General features: G+C 53.6%; 17 protein-coding genes. 10 read left to right on the plus strand and 7 right to left on the minus strand.

Features of this window, described 5'->3' with window-relative positions:
- The first annotated feature begins 392 nt into the window (after positions 1-392).
- Entirely contained in the window at positions 393-2348 is a 1956-nt protein-coding gene (locus tag FE839_RS06315; RefSeq protein WP_138359993.1) for a ligand-gated channel protein, read from the plus strand.
- 152 nt (positions 2349-2500) lie between these two features.
- Here FE839_RS06315 and FE839_RS06320 read toward each other — a convergent pair whose 3' ends face one another.
- Complete coding sequence (locus FE839_RS06320; protein ID WP_138359994.1) at positions 2501-3970, minus strand: amino acid permease; 1470 nt, start codon at positions 3968-3970, stop codon at positions 2501-2503.
- A gap of 161 nt (positions 3971-4131) precedes the next feature.
- Positions 4132-4998, minus strand: coding sequence for a DNA-binding transcriptional regulator YeiE (yieE, locus tag FE839_RS06325; protein WP_138359995.1), 867 nt, complete (start codon positions 4996-4998; stop codon positions 4132-4134).
- Between the two features lie 356 nt (positions 4999-5354).
- On the opposite strand from yieE, the gene FE839_RS06330 reads away from it, so the two are divergent.
- On the plus strand, positions 5355-6404 hold the full coding sequence (locus tag FE839_RS06330) for a YeiH family protein (RefSeq protein WP_138359996.1): 1050 nt from the start codon (positions 5355-5357) through the stop codon (positions 6402-6404).
- Positions 6405-6500: 96 nt separating this feature from the next.
- Complete coding sequence (gene nfo, locus FE839_RS06335; RefSeq protein WP_138359997.1) at positions 6501-7358, plus strand: deoxyribonuclease IV; 858 nt, start codon at positions 6501-6503, stop codon at positions 7356-7358.
- A 366-nt stretch (positions 7359-7724) separates the two neighbouring features.
- Here nfo and fruA read toward each other — a convergent pair whose 3' ends face one another.
- The 3 genes from fruA to fruB are packed head-to-tail and all read right to left on the minus strand — an operon-like array spanning position 7725 to position 11500.
- Entirely contained in the window at positions 7725-9413 is a 1689-nt protein-coding gene (fruA, locus tag FE839_RS06340) for a PTS fructose transporter subunit IIBC (RefSeq protein ID WP_138359998.1), read from the minus strand.
- 16 nt (positions 9414-9429) lie between these two features.
- Positions 9430-10368: a 1-phosphofructokinase gene (gene fruK / locus FE839_RS06345; RefSeq protein WP_138359999.1), complete on the minus strand. Its 939-nt coding sequence runs from the start codon at positions 10366-10368 to the stop codon at positions 9430-9432.
- 1 nt (position 10369) lies between these two features.
- On the minus strand, positions 10370-11500 hold the full coding sequence (gene fruB / locus FE839_RS06350; protein ID WP_138360000.1) for a fused PTS fructose transporter subunit IIA/HPr protein: 1131 nt from the start codon (positions 11498-11500) through the stop codon (positions 10370-10372).
- 330 nt (positions 11501-11830) lie between these two features.
- Here fruB and setB point away from each other — a divergent pair, with 330 nt between their 5' ends.
- Positions 11831-13012 (plus strand): sugar efflux transporter SetB, encoded by a 1182-nt coding sequence (gene setB, locus FE839_RS06355; RefSeq protein WP_138360001.1) that lies wholly within the window; start codon positions 11831-11833, stop codon positions 13010-13012.
- Positions 13013-13044: 32 nt separating this feature from the next.
- On the opposite strand, the gene FE839_RS06360 is transcribed toward setB, so the two are convergent.
- Positions 13045-13299 carry a YkgJ family cysteine cluster protein gene (locus FE839_RS06360; RefSeq protein ID WP_138360002.1) on the minus strand — a complete coding sequence of 85 codons (255 nt, stop codon included), beginning with the start codon at positions 13297-13299 and terminating at the stop codon, positions 13045-13047.
- Positions 13300-13447: 148 nt separating this feature from the next.
- On the opposite strand from FE839_RS06360, the gene yeiP reads away from it, so the two are divergent.
- A complete protein-coding gene (yeiP, locus tag FE839_RS06365) occupies positions 13448-14020 on the plus strand; it encodes an elongation factor P-like protein YeiP (protein ID WP_138360003.1) in 573 nt (190 codons plus the stop codon).
- Positions 14021-14790: 770 nt separating this feature from the next.
- Here yeiP and uxuA read toward each other — a convergent pair.
- On the minus strand, positions 14791-15981 hold the full coding sequence (gene uxuA / locus FE839_RS06370; RefSeq protein ID WP_138360004.1) for a mannonate dehydratase: 1191 nt from the start codon (positions 15979-15981) through the stop codon (positions 14791-14793).
- A gap of 210 nt (positions 15982-16191) precedes the next feature.
- On the opposite strand from uxuA, the gene FE839_RS06375 reads away from it, so the two are divergent.
- The 5 genes from FE839_RS06375 to FE839_RS06395 all read left to right on the plus strand — a co-directional run bounded on the left by FE839_RS06375 (position 16192) and on the right by FE839_RS06395 (position 22241).
- Positions 16192-17658, plus strand: coding sequence for a mannitol dehydrogenase family protein (locus tag FE839_RS06375; RefSeq protein WP_138360005.1), 1467 nt, complete (start codon positions 16192-16194; stop codon positions 17656-17658).
- Positions 17659-17777: 119 nt separating this feature from the next.
- On the plus strand, positions 17778-18755 hold the full coding sequence (locus FE839_RS06380) for a CobW family GTP-binding protein (RefSeq protein WP_138360006.1): 978 nt from the start codon (positions 17778-17780) through the stop codon (positions 18753-18755).
- A gap of 42 nt (positions 18756-18797) precedes the next feature.
- The gene (locus FE839_RS06385; RefSeq protein WP_138360007.1) at positions 18798-19505 is read left to right on the plus strand and encodes a phosphatase PAP2 family protein; all 708 of its coding nucleotides are present in this window, start codon (positions 18798-18800) and stop codon (positions 19503-19505) included.
- 427 nt (positions 19506-19932) lie between these two features.
- A complete protein-coding gene (gene mepS / locus FE839_RS06390) occupies positions 19933-20505 on the plus strand; it encodes a bifunctional murein DD-endopeptidase/murein LD-carboxypeptidase (protein ID WP_138360008.1) in 573 nt (190 codons plus the stop codon).
- Between the two features lie 173 nt (positions 20506-20678).
- Positions 20679-22241: a cyclic di-GMP phosphodiesterase gene (locus FE839_RS06395; RefSeq protein ID WP_138360009.1), complete on the plus strand. Its 1563-nt coding sequence runs from the start codon at positions 20679-20681 to the stop codon at positions 22239-22241.
- The last annotated feature ends 68 nt before the right edge of the window (positions 22242-22309 follow it).

The following is a 22309-nucleotide window of genomic DNA, read 5'->3' on the forward strand; positions in this document are numbered from 1 at the left end:
GCCGCCTGCTTACTGATACTCACCCGCTTTAATCCCTGCGATCGAAATGCATGAAAGGTCTCACGCTGCAAATTAGGAATTTGCTAAGTGATTTTGATTATCATTAACATTTAAAAATAGATATCATTTTTTACAATTCTCCCATTTGTTTTCATTAATGGCTGTTTTTATCCCCTACTCAACCCAGGTTGCAGGATAAAAATGCTGGCTCTGGCTCCACATAAGCAGAGCAACGCGGCACGTGAGCGACAGATTCGTCAGCAATAACGCGCCGCAGTGAATTTGTGCAGCCAGCACAGCCTGTCGCCTGAAACAGGGTGGAGACACAAGACAAAAAACAAGGTTTACGCATTACCTGATGGAACTTTTCTCACTTAAAATGGAATGAATCAATGACCAGACCTCACGTTAAATTACTTGCCGTGGCCATATGCGCGGCAATCTCTTCGCAATTTGTTCATGCTGCTGATAATACGATGGTCGTTACGGCCACAGGCTTTGAACAAAAAATCCAGAATGCGCCTGCATCTATTTCTGTTATCACCAAACAGCAAATTGAAGATAAAGCCTACCGCGACGTAACCGATGCGCTTAAGGATGTACCCGGCGTGGTCATCACAGGCGGCGGCAGTAGCAGTGACATCAGCATTCGCGGCATGTCTTCCCAGTACACATTATTTCTTGTCAACGGTAAGCGTATCAGTAGCCGTACCACGCGCCCGAACAGCGATAACTCAGGGATCGAACAGGGCTGGCTACCACCGCTGGAATCCATTGAACGGATTGAAGTCATTCGCGGGCCAATGTCCTCGCTGTACGGCTCCGACGCAATGGGCGGCGTGATTAATGTCATCACCAAAAAAATCTCGAATACCAAAGCGTGGAGCGGCTCGCTGCACGCGGACGCCACCTTCCAGGAAGACCGCGACTCCGGTGATTTATACCAGACTAACGTTTATGCCTCTGGCCCTCTGATTGATGGGGTGCTCGGGGCCAAAGTGACTGGCTTATTCTCCCGCCGCGCAGAAGATAAAATTGAGTATGGTTACAGCGAACAGAAAATGCGCAACGGCGGCATTACTCTGAATTTTACGCCCGATGAAAAAAATGACTTCGATCTGGATTACTCCCGCGAATTGCAGGACCGTAATAGCACCCCGGGTAAGTCAAGATCCGCCGGACGCGGTAAAGATAACTCGCATTACCAGCACACCAACTACACACTTACGCATAACGGCTATTACGACGACATCAATTCCACCAGCTACATCCAGCGTGAAGAAAGCAATAATGCCGGTCGCCACATGAAATCCTACAACACCATCTTCAACACTCAGAACCAGATTTTCCTCGGCGATCACACCCTCACCCTCGGAGGACAGTATCGCTACGAGAAGCTCAGTGATAAAGGTAACAAGTTCGAAGCCGCTGACCGTTTAAGTAAGCTGACACGCTGGAGCTGGGCGCTGTTTGCTGAAGATGAGTGGGCTATCACCGACAGCTTCACGCTGACTGGCGGCCTGCATCTGGATAAAGATGAAAATTACGGTAGTAACTGGACGCCGCGTGGATACGGCGTATGGCATCTGACAGAACAGTGGACGCTGAAAGGCGGTATTTCCGCAGGCTATCGCGCACCGGATCTTCGTCAGTCCTCCGCCGGTTGGGGGCAAGGTACCGGCGGGCGTTACCTGGACGGCATTATTGTTGGTAACCCGGATCTGAAACCCGAAAAAAGCCTGAGCGAAGAAATTGCGCTGATGTGGGATAACGCGGATAACCTGAACGCCAGCATAACGGTATACAATACTGATTTTAAAGATAAAATCACCGAAGTCCGCCGCTGTAACAGCAGTAGCGATCCCGCCTGCAAAATCGGCAATCATGAATACGATTTCGTCAGCGATCGCGTTAATGTGGACAAAGCGATTATCCGTGGCGTCGAGTCGACCTTTGGCTGGAAGATAACCCGCGATCTGAACTGGACTGCAAACTATACCTATACAAAATCAGAGCAGAAAAGCGGTAAGTTTTCCGGTAAGCCATTGAATAAAATGCCCAAGAATATGTTTAATACAACCGTAGACTGGCAGGCGACAGCGGATTTTGGCTTATGGAGCCGCCTGAACTTCCGCGGTAAAACTTCCGAGTACCTGAGCCGTACTTCCATGGCGAAAAGCAAGCCGTCTTATACTCAGGTGGATATCGGCTTACGCTACAACCTTCCGCTGGACGTGCTGCTAACCGCTGGCGTTTACAACGTTCTTGATAAGCAGATCGACGATGATACCTACGATATGGTACTGGACGGTCGACGCTACACCGTCGGCATAACGTATAACTTCTGATAGGTAACGGTGTCAATAAACCACCTGCTATGCGGGTGGCTCAGGTTGCTGACAAAGTGCGTTAACCGCCACCTGACGGAAATCCGGGCACAATGTCTAATACAGGTTGCTCATCAGCCTCAAGCCCTCCAGCCGGAGGGCTTGAGCTCACCTTAGTCTTTAAAACGCTCCGGGAACGTCATTTCGCTATAGCGCACAAAGCGGGAACCTTTCGCCAGTTTGTAACCAAACCAGATAACCAGGAACAGCGGAATACCGATATAGGTCGCCGCGACGCCACCCCAGTCGATAGTGTCTTTCAGAAACGCTTCGTAGTTCTGCCCGAGGGTAATAATCAGGCACAGCACGAAGGCGAAGATCGGCCCCAGCGGGAAGAACCCTGAACGATACGGCAGATTATTCAGATCGTTCCCTTGCAGCACATAGCCGCGACGGAAACGATAGTGACTAATCGCAATACCCAGCCAGGCGATAAAGCCGGTCATCCCGGACGTATTGAGCAGCCACAGATAAACGGTCTGATTACCAAACATTGAGCTAAGAAAGCAGAGCGCTGCAATCACGGTTGTGGCGTACAGCGCATTACGTGGTACGCCGCCTCTGGACAACTTAGCGAAAATGCGCGGCGCTTTGCCATCACAGGCCAGGGTGTAAAGCATGCGCGTCGACGCATACATCCCGGAGTTACCGGCTGACAATACCGCCGTCAGAATAACCGCGTTCATGATCGCCGCAGCCGACAGCAGCCCCGCATGCTGGAATACCAACGTGAACGGGCTGACGGAAATGTCTTTTACGTCATTACGCAGCAGGCTCGGATCGGTATACGGAATGATCAGGCTGATAATCAGAATCGCAAACACATAGAACAGCAGAATACGCCAGAATACCTGCCGCACAGCGCGCGGAATGTTCTTTTCCGGATTTTCCGACTCGCCCGCCGCAATACCGATAAGCTCAGTTCCCTGGAATGAAAAGCCGACAATCATCGCCACGCCAATCATCGCCGGCAAACCGCCCGCAAACGGCGCATCGTTGATGGTCCAGTTGCTCCAGCCAGCAGGCTGGGCGCCTTTAAAGATACCGACGATCATCATCACGCCGACAATAATAAAGATAATAACGGTGGCGACCTTAATCAGCGAGAACCAATATTCCGCTTCGCCAAAACCTTTTACCGAGATCCAGTTCAACAGGAACATCACGCCAAGGAACAGTGCGCTCCAGATCCAGCCGGGCGTATCCGGAAACCAGTAGCCCATCACCAGTTGCGCGGCAACGAGGTCAACGGCGATCGTCACCGCCCAGTTGTACCAGTAGTTCCAGCCCAGCGCGAAGCCAAAGCCTTCCTCGACATAATTTTGCCCGTAAGTGGCAAATGAGCCAGAAACCGGCATAAATGCCGCCAGTTCGCCAAGGCTGGTCATCAGAAAATAGACCATCAGACCGATGAGAATATAAGAGAGTAGCGCGCCACCGGGGCCGGCCTGCGAAATCGTTGCGCCGGAAGCAACAAAAAGACCTGTGCCGATGGAACCGCCAATCGCGATCATGGTCAAGTGGCGTGCCTTCAGTTCACGACGTAGACCGGGCACTTCTGTGGTTTTAGTATCCGAAACCATGTGAAAATTCTATCCATCCAAAAAACGAGGCGAGATTGTAGCAGAGTGTCGGGGGTCCATCCGATACAAATGCGGAGTTATAAGAGAGCTTCATGATCGCGCATGAATTATTAGTAAAGTAGTAAATCGCAGAAATATCAGCATTCAGCTTGATCGACAGCCTACCCTGCGCAGTATTGCAAAAAGCGCTGTAAGGCTTTGGAAATATGCTTCTGCCGGTGGTGAATACGCCACAGAGTGCGGGTTAATTGTGGCAACGGGATGCTTAACTCCACCAGTGAGCCTACTTCAAGCTGTTCAGCAACCACCCGCCGTGAAAGACAGCTAATCCCTAAACCATGACGCACGGCGTGCTTGATGGCCTCAGAGTTGCCCAGTTCCATCCCAAGGTGAAATGCCGGCAAATGCGACAATAATAAATAGTCGACAATTTCCCGTGTCCCGGAGCCGTGTTCACGTAAAATCCACGGCGCTTCAGCCAGTCGTTGCAACGTCACCGCCCCTTCCAGTAACGGCGAATCCGGGGCCGCAAAGACCACCAACTCATCTTGCAACCAGGGTTCAGCAATAATATCCGCGGCATGGCAAGGGCCCTCAATAAGCCCGATATCCACGCGCAGATCGGCCACCGCGTTAATCACATCCTGACTGTTCCCCACGCTGAGTTCCAGCGGTAAATCCGGGAAATCGCGTCGATAGCGCGCGATAATTTCCGGCAGAATATAGTTACCGATGGTGCTGCTGGCATAGACGCGAATCGCGCCATTATCGCCGCAAAACAACTGCTCTATCTCCAGCGCGCGCTCCAGCAGCGCCAGCGCCCGTGGATAAAGCAGCCTGCCGTGTTCGTTCACCACCAGCCTTTTACCAACACGGTCAAATAACTGTACGCCAAGCTGCCCTTCCAGATCGGTCAACGCCGCGCTGACTGCCGATTGCGATAGCGCGAGCATTTGTGATGCCTGCGTCGTAGAACCACTCTTTAAAACTTCGGCAAACACTTCCAACTGCCGTAGCGTAATATGCATAAATCTTCCTGCCTTTATATACGGCGTGTCTATCCGCTATCCCTGGGAGATGAAGAGCAGAACCCATCCCACTCAGCGAGCCGGATATACACGTCATTATTCCAACTGCCTTGCGATTCCAGCCACATCGTGATCTCCGTTGCCGGGTACAGCCTGAAAGACTCGCTTGTCTCTCGCCGGTGAGTCGCTTTCGACTCATCGCATTCATTGCCGACGCCTCTACCCCTTGCTAGCCGCCGTGTTACATCCTGTCATGATCGACCCTATACCACTTATTACGATTGATTATAAATATATAATCAATTTTATATTTAAACCAGCGAGTCGTATGCTCTTCCCGTACAAAGGAGAAGGTTATGACAGCACTCACTTTACCGACTAAACATAGTCCATTACGACGCTTTACACCTGGTCTGGCGCTAACCGCCATCGTTACCGGAGTCGCACTGTGGACGGGTCACTTTCCGGCGATCGCTGGCGCAGGATTCAGCACGCTAACGCTGGCGATTTTGTTCGGCATGATCATCGGAAACACGGTTTACCCCAAGATCTGGTCGTTTTGCGACGGTGGCGTGATCGTTGCCAAACAGCATCTGCTGCGCCTCGGCATCATTTTATACGGCTTTCGCCTGACGTTCGCCCAGATTGCCGATGTCGGGATAAGCGGGATTACAATTGACGTTCTGACCCTATCCAGCACCTTTTTTATTGCCTGCTTTGTTGGACAACAGGTTTTCAATCTGGATAAACACACCAGTTGGCTGATTGGCGCCGGGAGCAGTATCTGCGGCGCGGCGGCGGTGCTGGCCACCGAGCCGGTCGTCAAAGCGGAAGCCAGCAAAGTTACGGTCGCCGTCGCCACGGTGGTCATTTTCGGCACCCTCGCCATCTTTCTGTATCCGGCAATCTACCCTTTGCTGGCGCCCTGGTTTACGCCGGAAACCTACGGCATCTATATGGGATCGACGATGCATGAAGTCGCTCAGGTCGTTGCCGCAGGCCACGCCGTCAGCCCGGATGCGGAAAACGCAGCGGTGATTACCAAAATGCTGCGCGTGATGATGCTGGCCCCGTTCCTGCTGCTTCTTGCCGCTCGCGTTAAGCAATTAACACCGGCGGGCAGCGGTGAGAAAAGCAAAATTACCATTCCGTGGTTTGCGATCCTGTTCATTCTGGTTGCGGTGTTTAACTCCTTCCACCTGCTGCCGCAAGCCGTTGTCAATATGCTGATCACCCTGGATACCGTGCTGCTGGCAATGGCAATGGCCGCGCTGGGCCTGACGACCCACGTCAGCGCGCTGAAAAAAGCCGGCGCCAAACCGCTACTGATGGCGCTAATGCTCTTCGCATGGCTGATTATCGGTGGCGGGACGATTAACCTCGTCATTCATCGCCTGTTAGGCTGACAGCCCCTCGCAAGTCAGGTGATATTTCTGATGATGTAACTCTCCGGCTAAGCCGTTATCATTACCCTCTAACCAGCGGCTTAACGGGAGTTTTTTATGAAATATATTGGAGCGCACGTCAGCGCCTCCGGCGGAGTGGCCAATGCCGTCATTCGCGCAGACGAAATCGGCGCTAACGCATTTGCCCTCTTCACCAAAAATCAGCGTCAATGGCGCGCCGCGCCCCTGAACGACAACACGATTACGGAATTTAAAGCCGCCTGCGAAAAGTATCATTTCGGACCGGGGCAAATTCTGCCGCACGATAGCTACCTGATAAACCTCGGTCATCCGGTTGCGGAGGCGCTGGAAAAATCCCGCGATGCTTTCATTGATGAACTCACCCGCTGCCAGCAGCTTGGCCTGACGCTGCTTAATTTCCATCCGGGCAGCCACCTGCAGCAGATACCGGAAGAGCAGTGCCTGGCGCGTATTGCCGAATCAATCAATATCGCGCTGGCAAAAACCGAAGGCGTGACGGCGGTAATTGAAAATACCGCAGGCCAGGGCAGTAATCTGGGCTTTAAGTTTGAGCATCTGGCGGCCATTATCGACGGTGTGGAAGATAAATCCCGCGTCGGCGTATGTATTGATACCTGCCACGCTTTCGCCGCCGGTTACGATCTGCGCGGCGCCGAAGCGTGTGAAAAAACCTTCGCGGATTTCGATCGCATTGTCGGTTTTCAGTATCTGCGCGGTATGCACCTGAACGATGCGAAAAGCGCTTTCGGTAGCCGCGTTGACCGTCACCACAGTCTGGGTGAAGGCAATATTGGTCACGATGCCTTCCGTTGGATCATGCAGGACGATCGTTTCAACGGTATCCCGCTGATTCTGGAAACGATTAATCCTGATATCTGGGCGGAAGAGATCGCCTGGCTGCGAGCGCAACAGACGGAAGAAGTGCCAAGTTGATACTTTGTCCGATCGAGCAGGAGGCAGATTTTAATCTGCCGTCCTCGCACACCACCGTACGTACGGTTCCGTATACGGCGGTTCCGGCTATACGCTTGAGCCATTGTATCGTATCTGCGACTGATATCAGTTCCGCTTTATCCCATCGCCTTTCCGGCAACGCCTGATTCATATGAGATGCCTCTGCACTCCACGTCCGCTCCATGTCGATTTGCAGGCCCGGAACTCCCCTATGCCCAATTGCGCCAGTTTTCTCACCTGAATCAGCCTTCCCAGCGCCGTTCAGGACGCTGCGCGTCATGCCCGGTGCACCAATAAAAAAAGGGCAGAGAAAACTCTGCCCTCAAAGACGAATTGCAAGGCTAATCAGGCGGCCTGGTCTACCGCCTGAACGTCAGGACGTTTCAGCACCGCGTAGGAGAGACCTGCGACCAGCGTACCGACAATAATCGCCATCAGGTAGCCGAGCACCGGCGTAATCGCGCCAGGGATCAGCAGGACAAACAGACCGCCATGCGGCGCCATCAGTTGCGCGCCAATCGCCATGGAAATAGCGCCGGTCACCGCGCCGCCAACAATACAGCAAGGCAGGACGCGCATCGGATCACGCGCAGCGAACGGAATAGCGCCTTCGGTGATAAAACACAGACCGAGAACCAGCGCGGCTTTGCCACCTTCCCGCTGCGCTTTGTCGAACTTTTTACGCGCAACCAGCGTCGCCAGCCCCAGCGCCAGCGGAGGAACCATACCGGCAGCCATAATTGCCGCCATCGGCCCATAGGTTTGGGTGCTCAGCAGGCCCACACCGAACGCATAGGCGGCTTTATTCACCGGCCCGCCCATATCGGTACACATCATACCGCCGAGGATCGCCCCGAGCAGAACCGCGTTTGCCGTTCCCATCGTTTGCAGCCAGTGGGTCAGCGCGTCGAGGATCCCGGCAACCGGTTTGCCGATCAGGTAAATCATCGCCAGACCAACGATCAGGCTGGAAACCAGCGGAATGATCAGGATTGGTTTCAGCGCCTCCATACTCTGCGGCAATTTCAGTTTCGAACTGATCGCTTTCGCGACATAACCCGCCAGGAAACCGGCAATAATGCCGCCGATAAAACCAGAGCCGCCGCTGACTGCCAGCATACCGCCAATAAGCCCCGGGGTCAGACCCGGACGGTCAGCAATGGAGAAGGCGATAAAGCCCGCCAGCACCGGCACCATCAGTTTGAAAGCAGAACCACCGCCGATGTCCATTAGCGCTGCGGCCAGGGTATCTTTTACTTCAAAAGCTTTAATACCAAAAGCGAAAGAGAGCGCAATGCACAGGCCGCCCGCCACCACCATCGGCAGCATGTATGACACGCCGGTCAGCAGATGACGATAAGCGCCAGCAGACTCTTTTTTATCTTCCGCTGCGGCCTGAGATTTACCCGAGGGCTGATACGGTTTCGCTTCAGCAACCGCTTTATCCAGTTCCTGGGCGGTTTTCTTCAGCGCCAGCCCGGTACTGGTGCGATACATCGGCTTACCGGCAAATTTCGCCAGGTCCACTTCAATATCGGCAGCAACCACCACCAGATCCGCCTGTTCAACCTCTTCCGGGGTGATCGCATTACCCGCTCCCACGGAGCCGCGAGTTTCTACTTTCACCCACCAGCCACGTTTTTTGGCTTCGGTTTCAATAGCTTCAGCCGCCATAAAGGTATGCGCCACACCGGTCGGACAGGCCGTTACCGCCACAATACGTTTTGGACCGTTGGACGCTGCGGGTAAAACCGCCGCGGTCGGCGCGGTGTAAGGCGTCGCATGGTTTTTGGCTTCACTCAGGAACAGTTCCGGGTGTGCAACAGCACGATTGATATCCCCAAGATAAACCGTCTTACCGTTCAACGCGCTATCAGCTGGCAGCGCCGTGCCCAGCACGATTGCCAGTTCAGCGTCATGTGGGTTATCAATCAGTTCAAGTTGCGCTTTTTGCGCCGCACGGCTTAACAGAGTCTTCGCCATATAGGCGCGAGCCTGTCCAAGCCCGGCATCAATAATCAGCAGCGTTTTCATTATGCCTCTCCTGCTGTTAATTAAAGGGTTGTAAGTCGACGCGCGCCATCATCGCGGCCAACTGGGTACGATCGGTAATACCAACATTACTCTGACTCACCGCCAGTGCGGCAACGGCCGTTGCCAGACGCAACGTATGTTCGCTGGATTCGCGCATCAGCAGACCGTATATCAGGCCGCCAACCATCGAATCACCTGCGCCAACGGTGCTAACCACATCAACTGAAGGCGGTCTGGCTATCCACTCCCCGGATGCGTTAACCCACAGCGCGCCTTCTTCGCCAAGGGAGATAACCACGTGAGCAATCCCCTGCTCACGCAGAGCATGAGCGGCGTCAATCACATCTTTCATTTCGGGTAACTTACGGCCCGCCCAGATTTCCAGTTCGCGGCGGTTAGGTTTCACCAGCCATGGCGCCGCTTTCAGACCGGCAACCAGCGCTTCACGGCTACTGTCAAAAATAATGCACGGACACTGGCTACGCAGACGCGTCATCCAGTCAGTAAAGGCCTCCGGGCTCACGCCAGACGGTAAGCTGCCGCTTACACACACCATATCGAACTGACCCAGCCAGCTCAGGGAATCGTTAACAAAACGCTCCCAGTCGCCAGGAGTCACTTCAAAGCCGGAGAAGTTGAAGTCGGTCACTTCGCCGTCTTTTTCCGTCAGTTTGACGTTAATACGAGTACGCCCCTGAACAACCTGAAAACGGTTAGCGATCCCCAGTTCACTGAACAGTTGCTGAAAACCATCCTGATTGTCTTTGCCGAGAAAACCGCCAACGGTGACATCAATACCGAGATCTTTCAGCACTTTTGCAACGTTGATACCCTTCCCGGCTGCATGTAAACCCGTGGTACGAACAAGGTTGACCTCACCACGCTCAATATCCGGGGTAAACCCCACCAGATCATAGGCCGGGTTTAAGGTAATCGTTGCGACACGTCTGCTCATGTTATGCGCCCTCTCCAAGACCTGCGGCGATAGCCTCACCAATCGCATCCAGCGCCTGTTGCGCATCATCACCCTGCGCGGTAAAGCGTAAGCGGTGACCTTTCTTCACCCCCAGCGCCACAACTTTCATCAGGCTGCGGCCATTTGCCGGTTTACCCGAACCATCAAGGTTGGTAACGGTAATGTCGCTGGAGAATTGTTTAATGGTATTCACCAGCATGGTGCCCGGACGCGCATGCAATCCATGCTCATTGCGAATGACGTATTCAGCGCTAAGAACATCTTCAGCAACCGCGTCGTCGCTGGTCAGCAACGCCAGCAACGTGGCGGCATCAGCCTTCAGCAAACGGTCAGCTTTTTTGTCGAGCAGCAAATTGCTCAGACGATTAAGCACTGCGGTCGGCTGCTCATCGGCCATTGCCACGGTGATCAACAGGGAAACCGGCTCTTCATCGCAGGTAAACGCGTTCGCAGCGCGGCTGACGGCAATGGCGCTACGCAGGTTGCCTTCGCTACAGTCGTTCAGCCAGACGCCCTGGCCGAGGTTCAGCGGCTTCTCGTTAATCGTGCGGCTAACAAAGGCAGCATCCACCGCACCGCTCTCTTTCAGACGCGCGGCATTCAGCGCCTGCAGGGTCAGCAAATCGTTGGCGACAACATCCAGAACGAGGGTATCGTTATCCAGCTTCAGCACGTCGCTTTGCTTTTCCCCCATCAGCAGGGCGCGCAGCTCTTCAGCCGTGGTGGCGGCCTTAAGCTGTTCAGCAATTGAGTCGTCGCTCAGCACATGGGTCAGCTGACGCAGCAGGCCCAGATGTTCATCCGAGCTGGCGGCAATACCGATGGCGACATAAGCGATCTGCCCTTCGCCCCAGCTCACGCCCTGCGGGAACTGATAAACCTGAACGCCGGTTTTCAGCACCTGATCGCGGGTATCGGTGGTACCGTGCGGAATCGCAATACCGTTACCCAGGAAAGTGGACGTTTGCTGCTCGCGAGCCAGCATGCCGTTGACGTAGCCTTCAGCCACATTGCCCGCGCTGATCAGCGCGGAAGCAACCTGACGGATAGCCTCTTCTTTATTGCCGGCCTGCTGGCCGGGATGAATATCCTTCACAGATAACTGGAACATGGTTCTCCTCTCTTGCCGAATTGAATCGTTTCAGCTTATTTGGGAAAAAAGGCGTCACCTGCAGGCGGAATAAACCGAGAATGACGCTGAAACGTTTCAAGAATTTTGTACCTTTCGTCATCACCACGCAAGGAAAGTTAGCTGGCGGATAACAGAAGTTAGAGGTACAGCACATTTTTGCTGACGCGCAGGTGGCGAGACGGTCATATTTCAGCTTTTTGCTGAAGCTTGAATTTTGAAACGTCTTTTTAATTTATTCGTGCCTTGCCACTATTCATTTTCTGACTGACGGCGTAAACTCCGCGACACCTGAAACCAACGAAAACCGATATGCAACACAGTAGCGCCGCCCTCCCCAGACACGGGTTTGATTTGACCTCTTCCGCCTTCCTGCTCGTTGCCTTCCTGACGGGCATCGCCGGGGCGTTGCAAACACCTACTCTGAGCCTGTTTCTGACCAATGAAGTCCATGTCAGGCCAGCCATGGTCGGCTTCTTTTTTACCGGCAGCGCGGTAATCGGTATTCTGGTAAGCCAGTTTCTCGCCGGACGTTCGGATCGCAAAGGCGATCGTAAACAGCTTATTGTTTTCTGTTGCCTGTTAGGCGTGCTGGCCTGCCTGTTATTTGCCTGGAACCGTAACTACTTTATTCTGCTGTTTGTCGGCGTATTCCTCAGTAGCTTCGGTTCGACCGCGAACCCACAGATGTTCGCCCTCGCCCGTGAACACGCGGATAAAACCGGCCGGGAAGCGGTCATGTTCAGTTCGATTTTACGCGCTCAGGTATCGCTCGCGTGGGTGATCGGCCCGCCGCTGGCCTACGCGCTGGCGATGGGTTTCGGCTTTACGGTGATGTATCTCAGCGCGGCAATCGCCTTCGTGATCTGCGGCGCGATAGTCTGGTGCTTCCTCCCCAGCATGCGCAAAGAGCCGAAGGTCGCCACCGGTCACCTGGAAGCGCCGCGAACTAACCGTCGCGATGCGCTATTACTGTTTGTTATCTGTACGTTGATGTGGGGAAATAACAGCCTGTACATCATTAATATGCCGCTGTTCATTATTGATGAGCTGCATTTGCCGGAAAAACTGGCTGGTTTGATGATGGGAACCGCTGCCGGACTGGAAATTCCTGTCATGCTGATTGCGGGTTACTATGCCAGACGCTTTGGCAAACGTTTCCTGATGCGCGTATCGGCTGTGGCGGGGGTGCTGTTTTATAGCGGAATGCTCACCGCGCATACCCCTGGGCTACTGCTGGCCTTGCAGATGCTCAACGCGATATTTATCGGGATTCTGGCCGGGATTGGCATGCTCTATTTCCAGGATCTGATGCCCGGGCAGGCCGGCGCGGCAACGACCCTCTATACGAACACCACTCGCGTCGGCTGGATTATCGCCGGTTCGCTGGCGGGCGTGGTGGCGGAAATCTGGAGCTACCATACCGTATTCTGGATCGCCCTGGCGCTGGGCATCATCACGCAGGTCTGCCTGTGGCGTATTAAAGATGTATAAGGCGCGATAGCGGAACGCTGCGGCGCATGGCATCACGTTGAAGTGAGTTGTTCGAGATGAAGAAGCCAGCTCATCGCTTCATCGCGCGTCGTGGCGCACATTTCCACTTCTGGCCGCAGGCTGGCACAAACTTTAGGCCTTAACGGCGAGCCAAAAATATTACACCGGTTGTTCTCCGATAGCTGTATACAGCGGGTATTCGCCGGCTTGCCCTGCGGCATACCGGGGATGGGGCTGGAGATAGAAGGCGCGATACAACACGCCCCACAGCCAGGGCGGCATTCCATAATCGACTCTTCCGCTAACGTTTTTGGCGACCCAGCCTAAACGTTTTCCCTGAAGATAGCAAAACAGACGAATTCCGCTTGCCTGAAAGGCCCGGCGCGAGTAGTTTTACGCGATATTTTCGACCCTTTATGTGACAGGATTACCGCAATGCCAAGAGCGAATGAAATTAAAAAAGGTATGGTGCTGAATTACAACGGCAAACTGCTGATTGTTAAAAATATTGATATTCAGTCACCGAGCGCCCGTGGCGCAGCGACGCTGTACAAAATGCGTTTCTCGGATGTCCGCACCGGCCTGAAAGTCGAAGAGCGCTTTAAAGGCGATGATATTGTCGATACGGTCACCCTGACTCGCCGCTCCGTTGACTTCTCCTATATCGACGGCAACGAATACGTATTCATGGATAAAGAAGATTACACTCCCTATACCTTCACCAAAGAGCAAATCGAAGAAGAACTGCTGTATATGCCGGAAGGCGGCATGCCGGATATACAGGTTCTGACCTGGGACGGCCAGTTGTTGGCGCTGGAGCTGCCGCAGACGGTTGATCTGGAAATCGTTGACACGGCGCCGGGTATTAAAGGCGCATCCGCAAGTGCCCGTAACAAACCGGCGACCCTGAGCACCGGTCTGGTGGTTCAGGTGCCTGAATATCTGAGCGCAGGCGAGCGTATTCGGATTCATATTGAAGAGAGCCGTTATATGGGGCGTGCGGACTAAGCCCGGCGGCTTTTGCAGTGGATTTACGCAGAATGTAAAACACGCATGCGGGGCGTTTTTGCGCGCCCCACATGCGGTTAATCGGCAATTGTCTGGAAGCTGAAGGTCATCCATAACATCCCCTCTAATGCTGATCGGTTCAGCGAGTCATCGACGTTCTCTTCTGCTTTTTTATTCAACGGTAATCGCTTTTTCGGTGGTTTTAGCGAACGGCCTGATGGAGTGACAGGACTGACGGTATCGTCGGTTTTTTATGACCTACAGCGCCGGGAGAGTAACAGATTGGTTGTTGGCTCACCGCAAGGGGGTTGGGCGCATCAGGGAAACCTGGCGGGAACGCAGGCGCACATCCAGGACTGGCCGCCAGGACGGCGGCCAGAGGGCGGGTCGAGACAGGGACAAAATTGCCGGGAGCAATTTTGAACAGCGCTTGCGCTGGCCCTGGAAGGGCGAGTCCCAGGGATGGGACGAGTAATCACGAGTCCCGCCCGGTCCGCCAGATGAAGCCGGAGTGGAGCGGACCGCGCAGCGGCAGGTTTTCAGCGCAATGCCGGGGGTCATGGGGGCGAGCGAAACGCCCCCATGCCGTTCACAGGCTGCAGGGACGGCATATATCTTCGTACTGACGGTGAACGGAACAGTCCACTGAATCACATGGGGGAAGTAAAAATGCGCCATGTTCGCTAAAACCACCATTTAACGGAACCGCTCAGCCTGCCATAAACGCGGCTGACCGCCCCTTAACTGATCGCATTAACCCACACCCGGCACTACAGCAGCTCAGGATACTTCGTCATCTTCAGCGCCAGCTCAACGCCACGAACCTCCGCCATTCCCTTTAAACGCCCAATCGCCGAATAGCCCGGATTGGTTTTCTTCCGCAGATCGTCCAGCATTTGATGACCATGATCCGGACGGAATGGAATCGGACGCAAATCGCCCGCACGCTTGCGGCGCAATTCTTCACACAGAATCGCATTCACTACCGCCACCATATTCACATCCCCGTCCAGGTGCGCGGCTTCATGAAACGTGAGCGGATTAGCTTCCCGACAGGTTGAACGCAAATGGGTGAAGTGGATACGATCGCCAAAGGTTTCAACCATTTTGACCAGATCGTTATCTGCGCGAACGCCGTAAGAACCTGTACACATAGTAAACCCATTATTAATGCTATCTACCGTCGTTTTCAGCCATTGCATATCTTCAATGGCCGAGACGATGCGCGGCAGACCAAGAATCGGCCGCGGCGGATCGTCCGGATGAACCGCCAGACGCACGCCAACGTCTTCGCATACCGGAACAATCGCGCGCAGGAAGTACGCCATGTTTTCCCGCAACTGCGCTTTATCAATATTGTCGTATTCCGCCAGCCGCGCACGGAATTGATCGAGGGTATAACCCTCTTCCGCCCCCGGAAGACCAGCAATAATATTGCGGGTCAGCTTTTCCACTTCCGCTGCGCTCATCGCGGCGAAACAGGCCTGCGCCTGCCGCCGTTCTTCTTCGCTATAATCCCGCTCCGCGCCCGGACGCTTGAGAATGTGCAGTTCGAAAGCGGCAAAAGCGATCTGGTCAAAACGCAAAGCTTTAGAACCGTCCGGCAACTGATATTCAAGATCGGTACGTGTCCAGTCGAGGATCGGCATAAAATTGTAGCAAACGGTATCAATGCCGCAGGCCGCCAGATTGCGGATACTTTGCTGATAGTTGGCGATCCAGACGGCAAACTGCCCGCTATGGGTTTTAATCTCTTCGTGAACCGGAATACTCTCCACCACTGACCACGTGAGTCCTTTTTCCGCCAGCAGCGCCTGACGCTTTTTGATCTCATCCACCGGCCAGACATGCCCGTTAGCAATATGATGTAACGCCGTCACGACCCCCGTCGCTCCCGCCTGTCGGACATCATCAAGCGATACCGGATCATTTGGCCCATACCAACGCCAGGTTTGCTCCATCGCGTTCCCCTTAAAAAGTTGTTATACCAATATAGTGTTAACCACGTATGACGACTACCATACATGCTTCTCAGCTATAATCAATTTAGACGACAGAATTGGTTGATCAAGCTCACATTAAGCGGATAAATACGGCTCACCAATTTCATTTCTTGTCATATAACTTTACACTGCCGGATGTTAATTATCGGTTAATCAGGTGTATTGAGAATGATGACTATTGCCACAACCACGCTGCCGAACAACGTACAGCTCCCACGCTATGACCGTAGCCAATTATGCTCGCGTATTGTGCATTTCGGTTTCGGCGCTTTTCATAGGGCGCACCAGGCGCTACTCACCGATCGGGTGCTTAATGCCAGCGGTGGAGACTGGGGGATTTGCGAAATTAGCCTGTTCAGCGGCGATCGGTTGATGAGTCAGCTTCGCCAGCAGGATCACCTGTTTACCGTGCTGGAAAAAGGCGCCGCGGGCAATCAGCCGATCGTTGTCGGTGCCGTGCGTGAATGCCTGAACGCGAAGCTGGATTCACTGGCTGCCATTATTGATAAATTTTGCGAACCGCAGGTTGCCATCGTCTCTTTGACCATCACCGAGAAGGGTTACTGCATCGATCCCGCCAGCGGTCTGCTGGACATGACGCAACCCCGTATTATTCATGATCTGCAAAACCCCACGCTGCCGCAATCGGTACCCGGTATTCTGGTCGAAGCGTTGTCCCGTCGCCGCCAACGGGGACTGCCGCCGTTTACTATCCTCTCCTGTGACAACATCCCGAATAATGGACATGTGGTAAAGAACGCCGTTCTGGGAATGGCCGAAAAACGCGACCCGGAACTCACGCAGTGGATTGCAGAACGCGTCAGTTTTCCCGCTACCATGGTTGACCGCATTGTGCCTGCCGCCACCGATGCGTCGCTGGCGGAAATTAGCGCGATCCTGGGAGTGGAAGACCCCTGCGCGATCAGCTGCGAGCCTTTTATTCAATGGGTCGTCGAAGATAACTTCGTTGCCGGTCGTCCGGAATGGGAAAATGCTGGCGTACAGATGACCGATAATGTTCTGCCGTGGGAACAGATGAAGCTGCGGATGCTCAATGGCAGTCACTCGTTCCTTGCCTGGCTCGGTTACCTGGCCGGGCATACGCATATTAGCGACTGCATGCAGGACCCGGTTTTCCGCAACGCCGCCTACCGCCTGATGCTTGATGAACAGGCGCCGACTTTATCTATCAAAGGCGTCGATCTGACGGCCTATGCTGACAGCCTGATCGCGCGCTTCAGCAACCCGGCGCTGAAGCATCGTACCTGGCAAATCGCCATGGACGGCAGCCAGAAGCTTCCGCAGCGTATGCTTGATGGTATTCGCGTCCATCTTGACCGTGGCAGCGCCTGGCCGCTACTGGCGCTCGGCGTCGCTGGCTGGATGCGCTACGTCAGCGGTACTGACGATGCCGGAAACGCGATTGATATCCGCGATCCGCTGGCCGATAAGTTACACACTTGCGTTTCCGGCAGTAACGACCAACAGCGCGTGGCCGCCCTGCTCTCGCTGACCGAGATCTTTGGCCATGACCTGCCGCAGAATCCACAGCTTGTTGCCCAAATCACCGCCGCATGGCAGCAACTTACGAGATCAGGCGCCCGCCAGGCGATTGCCGCCACACTGGATTGTTAACAATTTCTGCCTTTTAGCGGGCAGCTTACTTTTCTGTCCGCCGTAAGACTTCTCTTTTTTCCTTTTTTTCGTCAGGATAGTCTTAACTGTTACAACATTACATGTATCCTGGAGAAAAAGTGACCAAAACAAACTTGATCACGGGGTTTCTCGGCAGCGGCAAGACGACCTTGATCCTGCATCTGCTGGCTCACAAGCCCGCGGATGAAAAATGGGCTGTGCTGGTCAACGAGTTTGGCGAAGTCGGCATTGATGGCGCGCTGCTGGCCGAGAGCGGCGCCTTACTCAAAGAGATCCCCGGCGGCTGCATGTGCTGTGTTAACGGTCTGCCAATGCAGGTTGGTCTCAATACGCTGTTACGTCAGAACACGCCGGACCGTCTTCTGATTGAGCCGACCGGACTTGCCCATCCCAGGCAGCTCCTCGATATTCTGACCGCTGAAGTATACGCGCCGTGGATTGACCTGCGTGCCACCTTATGCGTACTGGACCCGCGTCAATTGCTGGATGAAAAAATCGTGACCAACGAAAACTTTCGCGATCAGTTGGCTGCCGCTGATGTCATTGTCAGTAATAAAGCCGACCGTTCGACTGACGAAAGTCAGCGGGCGTTTACGACGTGGTGGCAGGCCTGTGCCGGAGAGCGCCAGTATGTCAGCGCAACGCAGGGCGATATCGACCCAACGTGGCTTGATTTACCGCGTCGCAATATCGCGCCACTCCCTGAAAGCGCAGAGCACATCCACAACCACGGGCAGAAAAAAGGTCTCGCGGCGCTTAGCCTCCCGGCACATCAGCGCTGGCGCCGTTGCCTCAATAGCGGCCAGGGCTATCACTCCTGCGGCTGGATTTTCGATGCCGGAACCCTCTTCGACACCGTTGGTCTGCTCGAATGGGCGCGACTGGCCCCGGTCGGGCGGGTGAAAGGCGTGATGCGTATTGCTGAAGGACTGGTGCGCATTAACCGACAGCAGCACGATCTGCATATTGAGACACAAAACGTCGCTCCGCCGGATAGTCGTATTGAGCTGATTACGGATACCGATACGGACTGGAACGCGCTGCAGGCCTCTTTGTTGAAGCTTCGTTTAAGTTAAGGCGGCTATGGTTGCCATCGTTTTATACAATACGCGACAGTTATGATTAAAAATCGACTCCCCCTCATCCTGCTGCTGAACGCGGCCGGTATAGCGCTATTTTGTTCATGGTATCTTCCCGCTAACCATGGTTTCTGGAATCCTCTGGATTCGGCAATCTTCCATTTCTTTAACCGCGAGGTTGGCGTCAGCGCCGCGTATACCTGGACGCTGGCGATTATCAACAACCGCGCATTCGACGCCTGTTCGCTGCTGGCAATGGGCTGCCTGATGCTGAGCTTTTGGTTAAAAGAACAGAGCGCCGGACGCCGCCGGATCATTATCATCGGTCTGGTGATGCTGCTTGCTGCCGTTATCATCAATCAACTGGCTCAGCATCTGATGCCGGTCAAGCGCGCCAGCCCCTCCCTCTCGTTCACCGATATCACGAAAGTGAGTGATGTCATTGCATTTCCGACCAAAGATGCCTCTAAAGATAGTTTCCCGGGCGATCACGGTATGATGCTGCTGATTTTCGTCGCCTTTATGTGGCGTTATTTTGGCCGTCGCGCATTTGCCATTGCGCTGGTCATATTTGTGATTTTTGCTTTTCCGCGTGTGATGATTGGCGCTCACTGGTTTACCGATATTGCCGTCGGCTCATTAACCGCCGTGCTTATTGGCGCCCCGTGGGTATTGATGACCTCGCTGAGCGATAAGCTGATTAACTTATTTGATCGTTATCTGCCCGGTGGGAAGACGAAAAATTAAAATCTCCATTACAATGAATTAATATCATTCATAAGGGATCGTTCTGGGTCCCTTTTTTTATTGGCCAATGCGTTCTCATTCGCCATCATCGTCCAGTCACATTAATCATGATAAAAATGAATAAATTGCATATTTTTCACTCGCCATTGTCGCTCTTTTAGCCTTTCCCGCCGCGCTACTTTTTGTCACAAAAATTCTTATAAGAAAATGCGCAAAACCGCTCGCCATCCCCCGTTCGATCGGGTAACCTCGATCTCGTTTTGTCTTCTCAGCAACAGCAATTCGCCGGGTAAATAAATTTGTGCGTCGGGCCACAGTTTTGTGTTTAAGGAATTGTCTCATTGCAGGCAGCTATTTAGGCTCTAACACGTTTGGCATTTTTTTATAACGACTTTGTCGTTAAGGACAACAAGGGATAACACACAGCATGGTCAAATCTCAGCCGATTTTGAGATATATCTTGCGGGTCGCCCCCGCGATTGCAGTTGCGGTTCTGCTTTCTGCGTGTAGTTCTTCAAACAGTACCGCCAGAAATATGCATTCTGAGACGCTTGCTGTGGGTAGTGACGATTTATCATCACTGCAAGCCTCTCAGGATGAATTTGAAACAATGGTTCGCAACCTGGACGTCAAGTCCCGCCTGATGGACCAATATGCCAGCTGGAAGGGGGTTCGCTATCGGCTTGGCGGCAGCACGCGTAAAGGCATTGATTGTTCTGCCTTTGTGCAACGAACGTTCCGTGAGCAGTTCGGTCTGGAATTGCCGCGCTCAACGTCTGAGCAGCAGGTTTCCGGGAAATCCATCAGCCGTTCACAGCTGCGTACAGGTGATTTAGTCCTCTTCCGCGCCGGCTCAACCGGTCGCCATGTAGGCATCTACATTGGCAATAATCAATTCGTTCATGCCTCCACCAGTAGCGGTGTGACGATTTCCAGCATGGATGAGCCGTACTGGAAAAAACGCTACAACACAGCGCGACGCGTGTTGAACCGCTCATAGTCTCTTCTGACGTTGGTTAATCCCTTGGCCAACGGCAGAAAAACACTGCTCCGGCAGTGTTTTTTTTTGCCCGCCTGCCAATAAACCGAGTAAAATAACCCTGCATTTGAACAGGGATAGAAACGCGTTTTCCATCAGCCCTGGTATGACCAAATAACACGGACTGACTTATAATGCCAACCTGTCACTTCTCTCCCCGACGTAAAATCTGGCAGACCAGTATAGGTATCGGTTTCGCTGCCGCCCTGCTGGCTGTCTGTATCCAGTTGATGGTGATTTATCACAATCGGGAGGAGCGTTTTGACGCCATCATCACCCATGTTCACGCTTATCTGAAACACTATTTCCACGATTTAATTCAGACTATTGATGAACTGCAACCCCAGGTAAATCAGCCCTGTGGAAACATTGTCTCCGGATTAACGGCCCATGCGGCGTTTAGCCCAAACGTACGCGCCTTTCTGCTGGTAAAAAAGGGGCGCGTGTTTTGTTCTTCCGCAACTGGCGCAATGAACACGCCTTTGAACCAGTTAATCCCGCAGCTTAATATGACGAAAGCAGTCGATATGGCCATGTTGCCTGGGACGCCCATGATGCCGCAGAGCCCCGCACTGGCGATGTGGGTCCGCAGCCCACAAGGCGGGAAAGACGGTATATTTGTCGCGATTAATGCCAATCAGATGTCGAACATTCTCTATTCAGCACGACAGAGTGATTCCAGCGGCCTGGCCCTGGCCATTAACCACTCGGCCATCTCCACTTTCAGTAACCGGCTTGTCGACCTGCAGACGCAGCCCGCGCGCCCCATACGACAGGCGCAAATTGACGGCCTGCCGCTGAAAATCTATCTCTATGGCAACAAGTGGCTGACGGAAAACCTCTCGTTTGCCCTGCTGCCGGGCATAATATGCGGTCTCCTGGCCGGACTTTTAAGCGATTACGTTCTGACAACCAAATCCGACCCGCGTAAGGAATTACTGCTGGCAATCAAAAACGAGCAATTTTACGTTGTCTATCAACCCGTCGTGAAGTCTGACACGCTTCAAATCAGCGGGCTTGAAGTGCTGCTGCGCTGGCGGCATCCGGTGAGCAGAGAGATCCCACCCGATGTTTTTATCAACTTTGCCGAAGCCCAGCAGATAATTATTCCCCTTACCCGCCATCTGTTAAAACTGATTGCCCGTGATGCGCCAACGCTGCAACGCCTCCTGCCGGCAGGCAGCAAGCTTGGAATAAATATTTCCCCTGCCCACCTGCATGCCGATAGCTTTCGGCAGGATCTTCAGCAGTTCGCCGCCGCTATGCCCGCCAACCACTTTACCGTGGTGCTGGAAATAACCGAACGCGCGATGATCGACAAAAATCGTTCGCTGGAGAACTTCGACTGGCTACACAAACAAGGCTGTGAAATTGCAATTGATGATTTTGGCACCGGCCATAGCGCGCTAATTTATCTGGAGCGCTATAACTTCGACTACCTGAAGATTGACCGCGGCTTCGTTCAGGCCATCGGAACCGAGACCGTCACCTCGCCAGTGCTGGATGCGGTCATCATGCTGAGCCGCCGTCTGAAACTCGCTACCGTCGCCGAAGGCGTGGAAACACCGGAACAAGCTGAATGGCTGCGCCAGCGCGGCGTACACTATCTGCAAGGATACTGGATAAGTCGGCCGCTGACGCTGGAGGCGCTGATCGCCGCCCGCCATGAGCCGGCAAAATATTTCACAACCTGCTGAGTGTCCTTTATTATTCCGCTATCAGCAGCCAGTCCGCTTCAGGCCTGTTATTGGAGGACGATATCCTG

The organism is Klebsiella indica (assembly GCF_005860775.1).
GTDB lineage: Bacteria > Pseudomonadota > Gammaproteobacteria > Enterobacterales > Enterobacteriaceae > Klebsiella > Klebsiella indica.

Excerpts from the sequence above, each read along its gene's own strand:
- fruK (WP_138359999.1), bottom strand. The coding sequence starts at position 10,368 with ATGAGCAGACGTGTCGCAACGATTACCTTAAACCCGGCCTATGATCTG.
- FE839_RS06315 (WP_138359993.1), top strand. The coding sequence starts at position 393 with ATGACCAGACCTCACGTTAAATTACTTGCCGTGGCCATATGCGCGGCA.
- setB (WP_138360001.1), top strand. The coding sequence starts at position 11,831 with ATGCAACACAGTAGCGCCGCCCTCCCCAGACACGGGTTTGATTTGACC.
- FE839_RS06395 (WP_138360009.1), top strand. The coding sequence starts at position 20,679 with ATGCCAACCTGTCACTTCTCTCCCCGACGTAAAATCTGGCAGACCAGT.
- FE839_RS06385 (WP_138360007.1), top strand. The coding sequence starts at position 18,798 with ATGATTAAAAATCGACTCCCCCTCATCCTGCTGCTGAACGCGGCCGGT.
- FE839_RS06320 (WP_138359994.1), bottom strand. The coding sequence starts at position 3,970 with ATGGTTTCGGATACTAAAACCACAGAAGTGCCCGGTCTACGTCGTGAA.
- FE839_RS06360 (WP_138360002.1), bottom strand. The coding sequence starts at position 13,299 with ATGGAATGCCGCCCTGGCTGTGGGGCGTGTTGTATCGCGCCTTCTATC.
- yieE (WP_138359995.1), bottom strand. The coding sequence starts at position 4,998 with ATGCATATTACGCTACGGCAGTTGGAAGTGTTTGCCGAAGTTTTAAAG.
- yeiP (WP_138360003.1), top strand. The coding sequence starts at position 13,448 with ATGCCAAGAGCGAATGAAATTAAAAAAGGTATGGTGCTGAATTACAAC.
- uxuA (WP_138360004.1), bottom strand. The coding sequence starts at position 15,981 with ATGGAGCAAACCTGGCGTTGGTATGGGCCAAATGATCCGGTATCGCTT.
- mepS (WP_138360008.1), top strand. The coding sequence starts at position 19,933 with ATGGTCAAATCTCAGCCGATTTTGAGATATATCTTGCGGGTCGCCCCC.
- FE839_RS06375 (WP_138360005.1), top strand. The coding sequence starts at position 16,192 with ATGATGACTATTGCCACAACCACGCTGCCGAACAACGTACAGCTCCCA.
- FE839_RS06330 (WP_138359996.1), top strand. The coding sequence starts at position 5,355 with ATGACAGCACTCACTTTACCGACTAAACATAGTCCATTACGACGCTTT.
- nfo (WP_138359997.1), top strand. The coding sequence starts at position 6,501 with ATGAAATATATTGGAGCGCACGTCAGCGCCTCCGGCGGAGTGGCCAAT.
- fruA (WP_138359998.1), bottom strand. The coding sequence starts at position 9,413 with ATGAAAACGCTGCTGATTATTGATGCCGGGCTTGGACAGGCTCGCGCC.
- fruB (WP_138360000.1), bottom strand. The coding sequence starts at position 11,500 with ATGTTCCAGTTATCTGTGAAGGATATTCATCCCGGCCAGCAGGCCGGC.